The following is a 15,515-nucleotide window of genomic DNA, read 5'->3' as shown; positions in this document are numbered from 1 at the left end:
GGCCAGTACCGATCGCTGTTGCACCAAGGTTGATCTCAAGCAGCAGTTTAGAGGTGTACTCTAGGTTGCGGATCTCTTCATTAATGGTGACCGCCCAAGCGCGGAACTCTTGACCTACGGTCATCGGTACGGCGTCTTGCAATTGAGTACGACCCATTTTCAAAATGCCAGAGAACTCTTGGCTTTTTAGCTCAAACGCACCTTTTAGATAGGCAATAGAATCAATCAGTTTCAGGATGCTGTTGTATACCGCAATGCGGAAACCAGTAGGGTAAGCACAGTTGGTTGATTGGCTTTTATTAACGTGGTCATTGGGGTTGATGAACTCGTACTGACCCTTTTCTTTACCCATTAATTCAAGAGCAAGGTTTGCGATCACTTCGTTGGTGTTCATATTGACAGAAGTGCCGGCACCGCCTTGGTATACGTCTGACGGAAATTGATCCATGCACTTACCTGTTTCTAGGATCAAGTCACACGCTTGGAGGATATAATTAGCCACTTGGCTTGGAATGACGCCGAGCTCTTTGTTGGCTAGCGTGGCGGCTTTTTTGGTCATCACCATACCGCGTACAAATTCAGGCACATCAGAAATGGTTGATTTTGAAATATTAAAGTTTTCGATAGCGCGCAGCGTATGAATGCCGTAATACGCGTCAGCAGGAACGTGACGTTGACCTAATAGATCTTCTTCGATACGAGTGGCCGAGTTAGCGGTAGCAGCTGTCGTTTCTGATAGGGTAGCCATAACAGGATCCTTAGAGAATTATTCTGATAATTAGTGAAATTATTAGCCATTTCTGCAGTTTAAGAATCCATTCGTCAGAATTTTAGGCTGGAAAATCCGTCCTGACTTCTGTGGCACATCATACTCAACCTAGATTTAAAAAATAGTAAGTGGATCACCTTTTAGGTCAATATTTTATGAAAATTTGATACGCACTCACATGCGTTATTTTTAGGTTTTAAAAACAGTTATCGCGTTGATAAATCGTTAAATAGTTATGATGTAATGACTGAAATTGAGTCCACAGTATGAGAATTGTATTTACTTTGTTAACGGAAATGAGGTGCGGTCGGTATCACTTTAAGGTTTTTGTTGAGTATATTGTTTATAAGTAAAAGGGAGTATTCGTGCAAGGATGTACTATATGGCACAGCAAAAAACGCTTTCTTTAGCGCAGTTTCAAAACTATTTTTTCCAAGCACTTGATGTGATCCCCTTGCCGATATTGGTTTCACAAGGTGGCACTTTTACATCATCTAACGAAAATGACAATCGACAGCATCTCTATTTTAATCAGGCTTTTGTAAAAGAATTGGGTTATACCGTGCGGGATATTCCTGATCTTTTGGCTTGGTTTACGACTGCTTATCCAGAGCCAGAGTATCGACAAGAAGTGGTTCAGCAGTGGAGGAAAGAAATCGATTCCTCACTGGTGTCGGGTAAATCGGTGGTCGAAATGCCAGCCCTAATTCAGTGTGGTGATGGTTCGCGGCGTTGGTTCACCGTTAGTGCTCAAATGAAAGCCGACTGCAAACCTGATTGGCATATCGTCACTTTTCAAAATATTCATCAATTAAAGGTGTCACTAGAAGAAGTGCTTCATCTATCCAATTCTGATCCTCTAACTCATTTAACTAACCGGCGAGGTTTAGAGTCTTGGATAGAGGATAGAGAGTTTGGTTGTGAGGTGGGTGTTATCATGCTCGACCTTGATCATTTTAAAGCAATCAATGATAAATTTGGTCATATGGCGGGCGATCAATTGCTATGTACCGTGGCCACTATTCTTTGGCAATCCACCGGTATTGATGCCTCTTGTGTTCGCTGGGGTGGGGAGGAGTTTTTAGTTGCCTTGTCCGATGTGGCCTCAAAAGAGGTTGTTGCAATAGCTGAGAAAATTCGTTACCACATTGCTTCATTTGGGTTCTATTGGCAAGGAGAGCCCGTACCTGTGACTGTTAGTGTAGGTTGTTCGGTAGGTGTACTAGTTGATGGCCTTGATAGTTTGATTAAAAAAGCCGATGTTGCACTGTATCAAGCCAAGCTGTGTGGCCGTAATCAAGTCGTCTGCTTTGATTGAGCGTTGAGTGTTGTAGTCGCCTGTGGTTGACGGTAAGGTGAGAGCAATAAACAAAGGAGGGCGTGTGTTTCCAATCTTACTTCTGGCTTTTATTTTTGTGCCAATCATTGAAATTGGCCTCTTTATCCAAGTAGGCAGCTTGCTAGGTATGTGGCCAACTATCGCCTTGGTGCTGATTACGGCATTTGTTGGTGCATCATTGGTTCGTAGTCAAGGGATACAAACTTTACTTAGCGTTCAACACCGTTTGCACCAAGGTGAGCTACCTGCGCAGCAAATTATTGAGGGCGTGATGCTGGCGGTGGCGGGTGTGCTGCTTTTAGTACCGGGTTTTTTGACCGATGCACTTGGTATGGTGGTGCTATTGCCTGCGCCTCGGGCTTTGCTTGCCAACTATTTGATGAATAAAGTGGTGGTGAATGGTGTATCAGGCCGTTTTCAGGCGCAGTTTGATGATAGCCGTCATAACAAAGCCCCATTTGATCGTGACTTTGAACCATCTGAAACGGGAAAAACCTTCGAAGGTGAATTTGAACGTAAAGATGATGAGCATAATAGGCTGAAATAATAGACTTTTTATGGTGTTTCTTACTCTATTGTTTTGAGTTGTAAAAATTAAATGCCGAAATAGATTGCTTAGTGCAACGTTAGCGAATATAGTTACCTCGCTCTGTTGTTCAGGGGTTATTAATGAAACAAAAAATAAAAGTAAAAGTAAATTCTCAGAATCCCATCGTAAAAGTTGATGTCCTCAGTGTTTCCCTTACCTTATTAGTAACATTAAATAATTCAATCTATCAGTGCATTGCGCATAAGCGCGATAACTTTATGAATTTAAATAAAAGGGACACATTATGTCTAACAAAACAACTGGTTCTGTAAAATGGTTTAACGAAACTAAAGGTTTCGGCTTTCTTACTCAAGATAACGGCGGCGCTGACGTGTTCGTACACTTCAATGCAATCGCTTCTGACGGTTTCAAAACTCTAATTGAAGGCCAAAAAGTGTCTTTCAACGTAGAAAACGGTCAAAAAGGCCTACAAGCAGCTCAAGTAACTGTTCTGTAATCTAGCCTAATATCTAGAATTAATAAAAAGGTCGCCTAGGCGGCCTTTTTGCTATTTGGTGATTTATCTTCTTACCGTTTTAGAGCACTAGCGCTGTTATTGCGCACCTTCAAAGCCCATTTGACGCCACGCTTCAAACGCAATAATAGCGACCGCATTAGAGAGATTTAAACTGCGAGCTTCTGCCATCATAGGAATACGAATACGTTGTGTCATCGGTAGGCTTTCGATGACTTGCGCTGGTAATCCACGAGTTTCTGGGCCAAACATCAACACATCTCCTTTTTGAAACTGCGCATCGACGTGGTGCCCCGTGGTTTTAGTGGTACAAGCAAAAATCCGGTACGTTTCGCGCTCTGCATTGAGGTAGTCCATAAAGGCATCCAAGTTGGCATGACGCGTTACGCGCGCTAAATCGTGGTAATCAAGCCCTGCACGGCGCACTTTCTTCTCTTCTAGATCAAAACCCAGCGGTTCAATAAGATGCAAATTAGCGCCGCAATTGGCACACAAGCGAATAATATTTCCGGTATTAGGGGCGATTTCAGGTTCGTAAAGTGCGATATCAAACATGGTATAGCTGCTCTTAAGGAGTGTGGGCCGGAAGTATAAGGTGACGAGCCTATTGAGTACAAGTCACCCGTTATTTGGCAATATAGGCATAAGTGGAATTTAACTATCCAATGGGAGCGTGAATTGTACTTTTAACCCACCTAATTGGCTGCGACTTGCGTGAATAGTACCGCTGTGTTGACGAATGGCACTTTCGGTGATGGCTAAACCTAACCCTGTACCACCACTGTGCCTATCACGCGCGGTCGAAACACGATAAAAGGGGCGGAAAATATCGTCTAACTCGTTTTCGGGAACGCCTTCACCATTGTCTTCCACGCAAACCGATAGTCTGCCTTTTTCGACCGAAAAGGTAATATTGATTTCATCTTTGCCATAGTAAATGGCGTTACGCACAATGTTTTCCAATGCGCTCATCAGCAGTTTTGGTGTACCGGAAATCGTGTGCGGTGGAATCGCATTATAGGTGAGTCTTTTTTCCATCTGCTCCGCCTCAAATTGGGCATCACTCAATAATTCCTCCCATAAACTGGATAGCGGTTGAGTTTCTCTGCTGAGATGGCTATTGGTTTGCATACGCGAAAGCGTCAGCAGTTCACCGATCATCTGCTCTAAACGCTGTGCTTCGGTGTCGATTCGCTCCAATTCTGAGCTGCTACCTTGTTTACGAGTGGCAAGTGCATTGGCCATTCTCAGTCGAGTTAAAGGGGAGCGCAGTTCGTGTGAAATATCCGACAGCAATCGCTGCTGGCCGGAAATCATTTGATTGACGGCTTCTACCATTTGGTTAAAGCTTTTTCCTGCTTGGCGAAATTCACTGGTGCCTTTTTCTAAGCTTGGGTCGACCACAAATTCGCCGCGAGCGACCCGTTTGGCGGCTTGCTCGAGGCGGCTGGCGGGTTGGCTCAATGCCCATGCGAGCCATAGGAGTAGCGGTGTACTGACGAGCATCACGGCAAGCAGTAGACCGAACGGACGGTCAAATAGTTGCAATAAGAACGGGGGGGGCTCATTCCAGCGAATACCGACAAACATGAGTAGATCTTGCTTAGCAAGGGTAATTGGCAATGGACCTGAAATCATATAACGGCCATAGAGCTTCTGTTGTGGCTTATCAATGGATTCAATGCTGGTCACGAAATTTTGGAGTGCTTTAAATTTAAAGTCGGCTTGAGTTTTGGTGGTGAGGATCGTGCCATCTGGCGTTGTGATAAAAAATTGTGGCGTGCCGTTCTTCTCGCGCATGTGCCCTTCACCACGCTTGTTGCTGCTATTTTCTAAACGAAAGAGGATACGTGTGAGTTCATGCTCATCTTTAAACATACTCTCTATTTTCTGTTTTAAGTGTGTAAGACGTTGGTATTCATCGCTAGGTATATCACGGGTTTTGCGAGGATCAAGGTGCGGCAGTGCTAATACTGCGATCAGCACCAGCAGCATCGTAAACCAAAAAATGGCAAAAATTCTGCCATAAAGGCTGTTGATTTTAGGTAGGCGCATTAATCCTCCAGAATCATGAGGTAGCCACGACCACGCAGCGTTTTAATCCGTGATTTACCATCGACACGCTCAGGTAATTTCTTGCGTAAATTCGAGACGTGCATATCAATCGCGCGGTCAAAGGCCGCCAACCGTTTTCCTAGGACATCAAGGCTGAGCGCTTCTTTAGTTAAGGTTTCGCCTGGGTTTTGCACAAAATGAGTCAGCAAGGCAAATTCCGTGGTGGTGAGGTCTAACAATTGCCCTTGGCAATAGGCTTCCTGCTTGCTGGGGTATACTTGAATATCTTGGCACTCAATGACTTCATTATGTTTGGTGCCATTGCTGGTTTGGGTTCGGCGCAAAATCGCGCGAATGCGTGCCAGCAGCTCTCGGTCACTGAAAGGCTTCGGTAAATAGTCATCCGCGCCGAGTTCTAAACCGATGACGCGATCGATCTCCTCTCCTTTGGCGGTGAGCATTAATACCGGGGTATGCCAGTTTTCACGTAACTTTTTCAGCGTTTCCATCCCATTAAGCTTAGGCATCATTACATCGAGTAAGACAAGATCAATGCGATCATGAATGGCCGCGAGCCCGCTCTCACCATCATTCGCTTCAGAGACATCGAAGCCTTCATAGCTCAAGACTTCTTTTAGTAAGCTGGTGAGCTCAGTATCATCATCAATCAGAAGAATATGCGCCATGTGTCGCCTCGTCGTTGGGGAATTTATGGGTACAGTTTACTGCGAAATAGGCAAGATATTCAGTGAGCAATAAGCTCTTTACGATTCTTTACGCTCACTATACGTTGCTTTACCGTACAGGCCCTATTCTACACTCAAGCGCTGTGAATACAGCTTGTTAGAATCCACTTAGTGAAGGAATAGATGATGAAAATGGCAAAAAAATTAGTACTTGCGGCGGTGATACTTCCTCTGACTCTTAGCACAGCAAGCGTCTTTGCATTTGGTGGTAAAGAGCAGCATAAAGGCCCAAATGATAAGTGTGGCGGTTTTGATCGCGGCATGATGCAGCAGCTTGATTTGACGTCTGATCAACAAGCAAAGCTGAAAGGAATGCGTGAGGCGAATCGCGAAGCGATGAAGGGTGAGCACAAAGGTCAACGCCAAGCGAAAATGAAAGCGCACCATGACAAAGTACAGGCTCTCGTGCTCGCTGAGAACTTTGATGCGGCAGCGGCAAATGAACTAGCCAAAGAGATGGTCGATCAACAGGTTGCTCACCGTGTCAAGATGCTAGAAAAACGTCATGACATGATGAGTGTGCTAACTCCGGAACAAAAAGCAAAACTGCAAACGCTACAACAAGATCGCATGCAGAAGTGCATGGAAAATGGTCCTAAGCACATGAAAAAAAATAGCTAGTCATTGATAACCGCTAATAATTGATACTAGGCCTCGGGTGAGGCCTGTTCATTTTTGTGTCATATTCATTCTTAATTTGAGAAGGTATACTACCTGCTCATTCTCAAGCTGATTTTAGTGATATGAAACAAGAATACGCACGCCTTGTTACGCTTGCTGCCTGGACAGCAACCCTTGTAGCCTCATTGTTGCTGATAGTAAAAGTGATCGCTTGGTGGGTTACTGGCTCGGTCAGCCTACTCGCATCCTTGATTGATTCCTTACTTGATATTGCCGCTTCCGTGGTCAATTTAATTGTGGTGCGTTACGCACTGCAGCCCGCAGATAAAGAGCACGCCTTTGGTCATGGTAAGGCGGAATCGCTTGCGGCTCTTGCCCAAGCGATGTTCATTTCAGGCTCGGCCTGTTTTCTTATCCTCAATGGGGTTGACCGTTTTTTCCGCCCACACGAATTAACTTCTCCTGAATATGGCGTTTATGTCAGCCTGTTTGCAATGCTAGTGACTTTTGGCTTAGTGTTGTTCCAAAAGCATGTCGTGAAAAAAACGGGCAGCCAAGCCATTGCCGCGGATTCATTGCATTACCAAACCGATCTGTTCATGAATGCAGCGATTATGATCGCGCTCATATTGAGCTGGTTTGGCTTTAAACAGGCCGATGCCATCTTTGCGATCGGCATTGGCGTTTATATTCTTTACAGTGCTTTTCGTATGGTACAAGAGGCCATTCAGACCTTATTGGATCGTAAGTTACCTGACGAAGAATTGAAGCAAATCCGCACAGAATGTCTTTCTGTGGCTGGTGTGTTGGGTGTGCATCAATTAAGAACTCGCATGTCTGGACCTGTAAGATTCATTCAGTTACATCTGGAACTAGATGACAATATCCGCTTGATTGAGGCGCATCGCATTTCCGATGAGGTGGAAGATAAGCTACTCGAGGCTTTCCCGGGAGCTGATGTATTAATCCACCAAGATCCTTATTCTGTGGTGTTTGGACCAGAAAAAAAGCAAAAATCACAAGGGTGGTAGCGACAAAAACGCTCTTATTAACTATCTTTTTAAGAACAATAAATAAGCATGATTCTGATATGAATCAACAAAGCATTAACTCAAAACTGTAATACTCTTACATAAGTAGCAAACTTACATAATTTCGTGCAAATAACAGTAGTATTCCTCTTTAGGAAAGGTAACATTATGCACAGATTAGAAAGATTTTGCTGTCGGTTTTATCGCTAACGGACAGCGTAAAAAATTAGTATTAAGTTCCCAAAAAATCGAGGGTGAGCATGATTAAGAAGATCGGTGTTTTGACTAGTGGCGGTGACGCACCTGGCATGAACGCAGCAATCCGTGGTGTTGTTCGTACGGCACTCGGTGCTGATTTGGAAGTATTTGGTATTTACGATGGCTACCTTGGTCTTTATGAAGATCGCATTAAAAAATTGGATCGTTCAAGCGTTTCTGACGTTATCAATAAAGGTGGTACTTTCCTAGGTTCTGCGCGTTTCCCTGAATTTCGTGAAGTTGCAGTACGTGAAAAAGCGATCGAAAACCTAAGAAAGCATGGTATTGATGCTTTAGTCGTGATCGGCGGTGATGGCTCTTATATGGGTGCGAAAAAGCTAACCGAAATGGGTTTTCCATGCGTTGGTTTACCAGGCACGATTGATAACGACATTGCAGGTACCGATTACACTATTGGTTACTTAACAGCATTGAATACGGTTATCGACGCAATTGACCGTTTACGTGATACTTCCTCTTCTCATCAACGTATTTCTATTGTTGAAATCATGGGTCGTCATTGCGGTGATTTGACTCTGATGTCGGCGATTGCAGGCGGTTGTGAATATATCATCACCCCTGAAACTGGCTTGAATATGGACCAACTGATCGCGAACGTTCAAGACGGCATTAAGAAAGGTAAGAAACACGCCATTATTGCACTGACTGAGTTGATGATGGATGCTAACCAACTGGCGAAAGAAATTGAAAAAGCAACGGGACGTGAAACTCGCGCTACCGTGCTGGGTCATATTCAACGCGGTGGTCGCCCGACGGCGTTTGACCGTGTTCTTGCGTCACGCATGGGTAATTTTGCGGTACATTTACTGCTTGATGGCCACGGTGGTCGTTGTGTTGGTATTCAGAAAGAGCAGTTGGTTCACCACGATATTATCGACGCAATTGAAAATATGAAGCGTCCAGTTCGCACTGATTTGTATAAAGTGGCTGAAGAGTTATTCTAATCACTTCTTCCATCTCGGTATAAAGTGATTAAGTAAAAAAGACCGCATTGCGGTCTTTTTTGTCTCTCTATGCTTTGTCGTTAAAATAAAACAGAGCAAAGCACTGGCGGATTACAAAATGATCGCGCGCACTTCTGGGTCTTTGCGCTCTAAGTAGTGAATTGATTTAATACGGCGAATGGTACGACAGCGGCCACGAATTAATAGCGTTTCTGTGGTGGCGATGTTGCCTTTGCGGGTAATACCTTCCAGCAGATCCCCTTTGGTGATACCAGTAGCTGAGAAAATGACGTTATCACTGCGGGCCATCTCTTCCATTTTCAGCACTACGCCAGCTTCGACACCCATTTCCGCGCAGCGAGCTAACTCTTTTGCACCGTAAATGCGGTTTTCTTCCGTATCGCCTTTGACTTCATGACGTGGTAGCAGACGGCCATGCATATCACCATCTAGAGCTCGGATGACCGCGGCTGAAACCACCCCTTCAGGTGCACCGCCGATGCAGTACATCACGTCGACTTCACTATCAGGCATGCAAGTTAGGATCGAGGCGGCGACATCGCCATCTGGCACAGCAAACACGCGAACACCCATCTCTTGCATTTGCGCTATGGTGGCATCATGGCGAGGTTTCGCTAAGGTGATCACAACTAGAGTGTCTAATGGTTTATTCAGCGCGGCGGCGATATTTTCTAAATTCTCTTTTAAAGGCTTATTGAGGTCAATGCACCCTTTAGCGCCGGGGCCAACCACCAATTTTTCCATGTACATATCAGGTGCTTTAAGGAAGCTACCTTTTTCGCCAGCCGCCAAAACAGCCAATGCGTTTGACTGGCCCATTGCCGTCATGCGCGTACCTTCAATAGGATCCACTGCGATATCAACCGCATCGCCACCAAGGCCAACAAGCTCGCCAATGTAGAGCATTGGAGCATCGTCAATTTCGCCTTCACCGATTACAATTTCACCTTGGATGTCGGTTTTATTGAGTAGGTTGCGCATGACTTCTACCGCTGCGCCATCGGCCGCATTTTTATCGCCTCGGCCAAGCCATTTGTAACCTGCCAGTGCGGCACCTTCAGTGACTCGAGAGAATGCCATTGCTAAATCGCGTTTCATGCTAGCTCCAAAGAAAAGGGAATAGGAAATTTCGGCGGAATTTTAGCATATCAAATAGTAAACGTTTGCTTTTTTAGTTCACAAGGGTTGCACTTGATCAAAGCTAAGCCTCAAATTGAGCAAATCCATGGCCAGATAAAGTGTTTTTCGGTCTAGGTTTGGCGCTTAAGTGAGTTGACGGTTAAGTTGAGCCGATTTTTTAGCCAAATAGCGAGAAAATTTGCATATAGTGAGTGTTTCTGAGCGCTGTGCTGAGTAGAATGAACCAATAAGTGAAATTTTGTTCACCTCAACCGAATAACTAAGGGTATGCACCATGTCTTTTGAAGTATTAGAACTACTAGAAGCAAAAATTCAAACCGCAGTTGACACCATCGCACTTCTACAAATGGAAGTGGAAGAGCTTAAAGAAGAGAAACAGCAGCTCGTGAATGAAGCGAATGAGCTAAAAGTAGCGCGTGAAGAGCTTGAGCAAAAAGCGCAACAAATGGAGCAAGAGCAGAATGCATGGCAAGATCGTATTCGTAGCTTACTTGGTAAAATGGACGACGTGGAATAATCTGCTCGCTTAAGTGATACCACAACGCCGACATCAAGTCGGCGTTACTTTTAATCAATCATCGCGTTTTATCACGAGCAACATTTACCAATAATAGCGTTATGAGTGCAGAGAAAGTTTATGCTTTCGGTCTTACGCCCAACGTATGGCACAATGCGTAGGTCATTTCAGCGCGATTGAGCGTATAGAAATGGAAGTCTTTGACGCCTTCACGGCTTAAAATACGAACCATGTCAATTGCTTGGCTTGCACCCACGAGCTGGCGTGTGGTTGGGTCATCATCTAATCCATTAAATTGTTTCGCCATCCATCCGGGGACTTTAACGTTGTTTTGCGCGGCAAAGCGAGAAGCTTGTTTAAAGTTTGATACCGGTAGAATGCCCGGTACAATTTCAGCATCAATACCAGCAGCTACGCAGCGGTCGCGAAATCGTAAGTAGCTTTCAACATCAAAAAAGAATTGAGTAATTGCGCGGTTTGCACCTGCATCAATTTTGCGTTTTAGATTGACCAGATCGGATTGCGCGCTTTTCGCTTCAGGGTGGACTTCTGGAAATGCCGCGACAGAAATATCAAAATCATGGCGAGATTTGAGTAGAGTCACTAAGTCGGAAGCATACATTTCTGGTTTGCCGCCACCAGCGGGGATGTCGCCACGCAGCGCAACTATGTTCTGGATGCCGTTGTGCCAGTAGTCATCGGCAATCTGAATCAGCTCATCGCGAGAGGCATCGATGCAGGTGAGGTGCGGTGCTGCAATAAGGCCAGTTTGATCTTTAATCTCTTTAATGATCGAATGGGTGCGGTCGCGCTCGCCAGAGTTTGCTCCGTAAGTCACAGAAACAAATTTAGGTTGCAGGGTTTTTAAACGGTGAACGGAATTCCATAATGTCTCTTCCATTTGCGCTGAGCTGGGTGGAAAAAACTCAAATGAGACATTGATATTATCTGATAGCTCAGCCACGTTCTGGTTGAGTGCATCAATATGACTGGCGTGCGTGTATCCCATTTTATTTCTCCCTGTGGCGTTCTTCCGCCAATCTATCATTCCTTAAGTTGACGTTTAGACGTCTATATGTCCACAGAATGTATTGAATAGCATTTAATGTCAACACTGTAATTATGAATATTATTCATGTTGATTGTGAGTGACCTTCAAGTCATGCTCAACCTCGGTATGCATGACCTAATATCATCCTTTCGCAGTTAAATTAAGGAGCCTAGTGGCCCCTTAATCTGGAATAAGCTGGAGTGTTACAGCAAGCTTGACAGCAAGTTGAGGTCCGATTGGATAGCTCCTGCTGTCACTTCTCTACCAGCGCCCGGGCCACGAATCACTAACGGGTTATCGCGATACCATTTACTCTCGATAGCAAAGATGTTGTCACAAGGTAAAAGGTTAGCCAAAGCGTGTTCACGCTCTAAAGCTTCAACCCCCACCGTTGCTTTGCCATTTTTCTCAAGCCTTGCGACATAGCGTAGCACTTTATCTTCACGTTGTGCTTTGGTTAGTCTCTCTGCTAATTTTTCACTCAGCAGTTGGCCTTTGTCTAAAAAGTCATCCAGTGAGAGGTGCTTGAGCTCATCAGGAACCAGTGATTCAACTTTGACATTTTCCGGTTCGATATGTAATCCCGCTTCACGGGCTAGGATCACCAGTTTGCGCATTACGTCTGAACCATCCAGATCGCTGCGCGGGTCAGGCTCGGTAAGTCCTTGTTGCCATGCTAAATCGACCAGTTCGCTAAACGGTATTGAGCCGTCGAATTGCTGAAATAACCAAGATAAAGTGCCAGAGAAAATACCAGAGAGGGCGACGATTTCATCACCGCTTTCACGCAAATCACGTACCGTGTGGTTAATGGGTAAGCCTGCGCCAACCGTCGCGTTGTAGAGCCAATGGCGGCTAATTTTCGCGAACGCTTCTTTTATTTGGTGGTAATCGACGCTAGAGGAAGAGCCCGCGACTTTATTCGCTGAGATGAGGTGCACCCCATTTTCAGCAATGCTGAGATAGTGATCAGCCAGTTCTTTGCTTGCGGTTACATCGAGCACAACCGCTTCGTCATATCCTTGAATATTGCTTAATCGTTGTAGCCAAGTCATTCCTTCACTGGCAATCGCTTCATCGTCAAAATGCTTTAAAACCGATGCCGCATCAATCCCTTGCTCATCAAACCAATAGGTTTGGCTATCGACCACCGCGACCAACTCGAAGTTCATGCCATGGCGTTTTTCTAACTCTGATTTTTGTTCAGCAAAGAGTTTTAACCAACTCGAACCAATGTTGCCTTTGCCACACAGTGCCAGTGCGACCCGTTTTTGCGCCTGAAATAGTTGGTTGTGCATACCCACCACTAAGGGGGTGATCGGCGTTTTACGCAGTACTGCGACTAAACTCAGCCCAGATTCGGCTTCACAGATAAACTCGATCGGTGATGAACGTAGCTGTTGATAAAAGCCGTAGCAGTGATTGGGGTTTTTCGTCACTCCCGCACCCACAGCACCCACTAATGAAAAGCCTTCTTTGAGTTTAATTTCTGCTTCAAAAGCGGCATCTTGCAGATGAGCTAGGGCTCCACCTGAAATCTCAGCAGTATAGGCAAGGCGCAGTTGGTGTTGATCGGCTTGAGTATCGAAAGCTAGCGGTTCGAGTTGAGCACGACGCAAGCTGCGCAGCACATCATTTTGTAGGCGCTGGAAGTCATGCCCGTGAGCAAAATTAAGCTCAATCAACAGCACATCATCAAGTGAAGTAATGATTTTGGCACCGCGTCCCGATGCCAATACACGCTCAATACGAGTCGATCCTGCTTCGGGTTGATAACTGCAGCGCAAGTGCAAATCCATAGTGCTTTGCGCCACGGGCTGCAAAGTTCGGCTGTGCAATACTGGGGCGGCAAGGCGTGCTAACTCGTTGGTTTCGTCCAAACGCAGTAGCGGCAGTAAACAGGCATCACTGACAATGCGCGGGTCGGCACTATAAACACCGGCCACATCACTCCAAATCGTTACTCGGTTTACTTCCGCAAGTGCGCCGATCATAGTGGCGGAGTAATCAGAGCCATTGCGCCCAAGTAGCACAGTATCACCTTGTTCACTGCGAGCCATAAAGCCTGTGATGATCACTCGGTGATGCGCGTGTTGTGCCAAAATTTCTTTCAGCAAAGGGTAGGAGCGAGCGCGATCCACTTCCGGTTGTGTGCCTGCTTGCGCGCGAAGAAATTCGCGGGCGTCTTGTGCCACAGCCGCAAGATTATGTTGATTGAGTAACGCCGCCAATAAGCGTGATGACCACACTTCACCATGGCCAAGTACCGCCGCTTGTTGAGCTGGCGATAGGGGCGCGCAAAGCTGACCCAAGGTGCGAATTTCGTTGGTGAGTAAAGTGATGAGCGGTTGCGCTGCATCTTCATCGAGCAGCGCGTTGATTAAATCGATTTGGTACTGACGGACCGATTGCAAGTTCTCATGAGCTACTCGGCCATCTTTATTGAGAGCGTCGAGAAATTCGATTAAACGATTGGTGGTTTTTCCTGCGGCAGAAACCACCACCAAATCATCAGCTTGAGAATACTCTTTTAAGATATTAACGACCCGTTTGTAGCATTCAGGATCGGCAAGGCTGCTACCGCCAAACTTGTGCAATTGACGTAGGGCAGTCATTAATAGGCCTCCTTCGCTTTAGCAAAGGCTTGAGCGAGATCGTCAATCAAATCTTGGGCATCTTCTAAGCCGACCGATAGGCGTAATAGCTGCTGTGAAACACCAGCTTCGGCCAACGCTTCTTCGCCCATCGCTCGGTGAGTCATCGAAGCGGGGTGGCAGATTAAGCTCTCCACACCTCCTAATGATTCTGCCAGTGAGAATAATGTTAACTGAGAGACAAAATATTTGAGCTGTTCAAAGCTGCCTGCAAACTCAAAACTGAGCATAGAGCCAAAGCCAGATTGCTGCTTTTTCGCAATCTCATGGCCAGGATGCTCTGGCAAACTCGGGTGATAAATGACCTTGACTAAGGCTTCGCTTTGCAGATAGTCCAAAATGGCGCGTGAGCTTTCCTCATGGACGCGCATTCTTGCGCCTAAGGTACGAATACCACGTAGCGTCATGTAGCTATCAAAAGGGGTTCCCGTTGAGCCAAGGCAGTTGCCCCACCATGCTAGCTCTTCAGCGTGCTGCTCTGTTTTGGTGATAACAACTCCGCCAATCACATCGGAGTGGCCGTTGATGAATTTGGTGGTGGAGTGGATGACAAAATCTGCGCCCAACTCTAATGGTTTTTGGAAGACTGGCGTTAAGAAGGTGTTGTCAACCGCCACTAATGCACCGACAGAGTGTGCTTGTTGGCAAATATCAGCAATATCTACCACGCGAACTAATGGGTTGGATGGGGTTTCAATGAGTACCAATTTGGGTTTTTTCGCCAAAGCGGCCTGCAAAGCGTTTGGATCGGATTGATCAATAAAGAGTGTCTTAAAATCGCCTTTTTTGGCGCGTGTATTAAACAGTCGATATGTGCCACCGTAGCAGTCATGCGGGGCCACAATCAGATCGTCAGGACTTAAAAAGGCGGAAACCCATAGATTCAGCGCCGAAGTGCCACAGTTAGTCACCACCGCGCCTTGACCCGATTCGAGTTCAAACAACGCTTTTTCGAGCAGACCTCGATTCGGGTTGCCAGAGCGTGTGTAATCGTATTTAGGCACTTCACCAAACGCAGGAAAGCTATAATTTGTCGAAAGATAAATTGGAGGCACAACAGCATGATATTGAGAGTCGGATTCAATACCGGTTCTAACGGCGATGGTGGCTGGCTTGCGAGTGGTCATGACGGTTTCCTTACTTAATTAAACTCAATAAACTGACTTTTATTGAGGGGTTCCTGCTTTATCTGGGGACAACGAAATGGCAACGTCCATTGTCTCGAGTATTAGCTATATCCGATAGTGCGTGAGATTGCTATCCCCTTTCTAACTTGAAGTTGCT

General features: G+C 45.7%; 15 protein-coding genes. 7 read left to right on the top strand and 8 right to left on the bottom strand.

Features of this window, described 5'->3' with window-relative positions:
• Positions 1 to 748: lyase family protein (locus AACQ21_RS01555; protein ID WP_258174222.1), on the bottom strand; the 748-nt coding region annotated here is incomplete at its 3' end.
• Between the two features lie 403 nt (positions 749 to 1,151).
• On the opposite strand from AACQ21_RS01555, the gene AACQ21_RS01550 reads away from it, so the two are divergent.
• From AACQ21_RS01550 to cspE, 3 genes are all read left to right on the top strand, one after another.
• Positions 1,152 to 2,087, top strand: a complete 936-nt coding sequence (locus AACQ21_RS01550) for a sensor domain-containing diguanylate cyclase (RefSeq protein WP_181185559.1) — start codon at positions 1,152 to 1,154, stop codon at positions 2,085 to 2,087.
• A gap of 64 nt (positions 2,088 to 2,151) precedes the next feature.
• Positions 2,152 to 2,655: an FxsA family protein gene (locus tag AACQ21_RS01545; protein ID WP_038149154.1), complete on the top strand. Its 504-nt coding sequence runs from the start codon at positions 2,152 to 2,154 to the stop codon at positions 2,653 to 2,655.
• Between the two features lie 286 nt (positions 2,656 to 2,941).
• Complete coding sequence (gene cspE / locus AACQ21_RS01540) at positions 2,942 to 3,154, top strand: transcription antiterminator/RNA stability regulator CspE (RefSeq protein WP_013855834.1); 213 nt, start codon at positions 2,942 to 2,944, stop codon at positions 3,152 to 3,154.
• A gap of 96 nt (positions 3,155 to 3,250) precedes the next feature.
• Here the strand turns inward: cspE and trmL are convergent, their stop codons facing one another.
• The 3 genes from trmL to AACQ21_RS01525 all read right to left on the bottom strand — a co-directional run bounded on the left by trmL (position 3,251) and on the right by AACQ21_RS01525 (position 5,913).
• Positions 3,251 to 3,727, bottom strand: coding sequence for a tRNA (uridine(34)/cytosine(34)/5-carboxymethylaminomethyluridine(34)-2'-O)-methyltransferase TrmL (gene trmL / locus AACQ21_RS01535; protein ID WP_013855835.1), 477 nt, complete (start codon positions 3,725 to 3,727; stop codon positions 3,251 to 3,253).
• 99 nt (positions 3,728 to 3,826) lie between these two features.
• Positions 3,827 to 5,227: an envelope stress sensor histidine kinase CpxA gene (gene cpxA, locus AACQ21_RS01530; RefSeq protein WP_094144539.1), complete on the bottom strand. Its 1,401-nt coding sequence runs from the start codon at positions 5,225 to 5,227 to the stop codon at positions 3,827 to 3,829.
• Positions 5,227 to 5,913 carry a response regulator gene (locus tag AACQ21_RS01525; protein WP_013855837.1) on the bottom strand — a complete coding sequence of 229 codons (687 nt, stop codon included), beginning with the start codon at positions 5,911 to 5,913 and terminating at the stop codon, positions 5,227 to 5,229. Before AACQ21_RS01525 ends, cpxA begins: the two co-directional genes overlap by 1 nt.
• A gap of 186 nt (positions 5,914 to 6,099) precedes the next feature.
• On the opposite strand from AACQ21_RS01525, the gene AACQ21_RS01520 reads away from it, so the two are divergent.
• The 3 genes from AACQ21_RS01520 to pfkA all read left to right on the top strand — a co-directional run bounded on the left by AACQ21_RS01520 (position 6,100) and on the right by pfkA (position 8,848).
• Entirely contained in the window at positions 6,100 to 6,594 is a 495-nt protein-coding gene (locus tag AACQ21_RS01520; protein WP_026027415.1) for a CpxP family protein, read from the top strand.
• Between the two features lie 122 nt (positions 6,595 to 6,716).
• Positions 6,717 to 7,625, top strand: a complete 909-nt coding sequence (fieF, locus tag AACQ21_RS01515; protein ID WP_010318335.1) for a CDF family cation-efflux transporter FieF — start codon at positions 6,717 to 6,719, stop codon at positions 7,623 to 7,625.
• Between the two features lie 260 nt (positions 7,626 to 7,885).
• Positions 7,886 to 8,848 carry a 6-phosphofructokinase gene (gene pfkA / locus AACQ21_RS01510; RefSeq protein ID WP_026027416.1) on the top strand — a complete coding sequence of 321 codons (963 nt, stop codon included), beginning with the start codon at positions 7,886 to 7,888 and terminating at the stop codon, positions 8,846 to 8,848.
• 111 nt (positions 8,849 to 8,959) lie between these two features.
• On the opposite strand, the gene glpX is transcribed toward pfkA, so the two are convergent.
• Positions 8,960 to 9,967 (bottom strand): class II fructose-bisphosphatase, encoded by a 1,008-nt coding sequence (gene glpX, locus AACQ21_RS01505; RefSeq protein WP_013855841.1) that lies wholly within the window; start codon positions 9,965 to 9,967, stop codon positions 8,960 to 8,962.
• Positions 9,968 to 10,283: 316 nt separating this feature from the next.
• On the opposite strand from glpX, the gene zapB reads away from it, so the two are divergent.
• Entirely contained in the window at positions 10,284 to 10,526 is a 243-nt protein-coding gene (zapB, locus tag AACQ21_RS01500) for a cell division protein ZapB (protein ID WP_010318338.1), read from the top strand.
• A gap of 118 nt (positions 10,527 to 10,644) precedes the next feature.
• Here zapB and metF read toward each other — a convergent pair whose 3' ends face one another.
• From metF to AACQ21_RS01485, 3 genes are all read right to left on the bottom strand, one after another.
• The gene (metF, locus tag AACQ21_RS01495; protein WP_094144945.1) at positions 10,645 to 11,535 is read right to left on the bottom strand and encodes a methylenetetrahydrofolate reductase; all 891 of its coding nucleotides are present in this window, start codon (positions 11,533 to 11,535) and stop codon (positions 10,645 to 10,647) included.
• A gap of 245 nt (positions 11,536 to 11,780) precedes the next feature.
• Complete coding sequence (locus tag AACQ21_RS01490) at positions 11,781 to 14,192, bottom strand: bifunctional aspartate kinase/homoserine dehydrogenase II (RefSeq protein ID WP_017049225.1); 2,412 nt, start codon at positions 14,190 to 14,192, stop codon at positions 11,781 to 11,783.
• Positions 14,192 to 15,358 carry an O-succinylhomoserine (thiol)-lyase gene (locus tag AACQ21_RS01485; RefSeq protein ID WP_105977096.1) on the bottom strand — a complete coding sequence of 389 codons (1,167 nt, stop codon included), beginning with the start codon at positions 15,356 to 15,358 and terminating at the stop codon, positions 14,192 to 14,194. Before AACQ21_RS01485 ends, AACQ21_RS01490 begins: the two co-directional genes overlap by 1 nt.
• Positions 15,359 to 15,515 lie beyond the last annotated feature (157 nt).

Origin of the sequence: Vibrio sp. V01_P9A10T6, from assembly GCF_963877065.1 — a bacterium.
Lineage (GTDB): Bacteria > Pseudomonadota > Gammaproteobacteria > Enterobacterales > Vibrionaceae > Vibrio > Vibrio anguillarum.
This window is presented reverse-complemented; position numbering and strand designations above follow the sequence as displayed.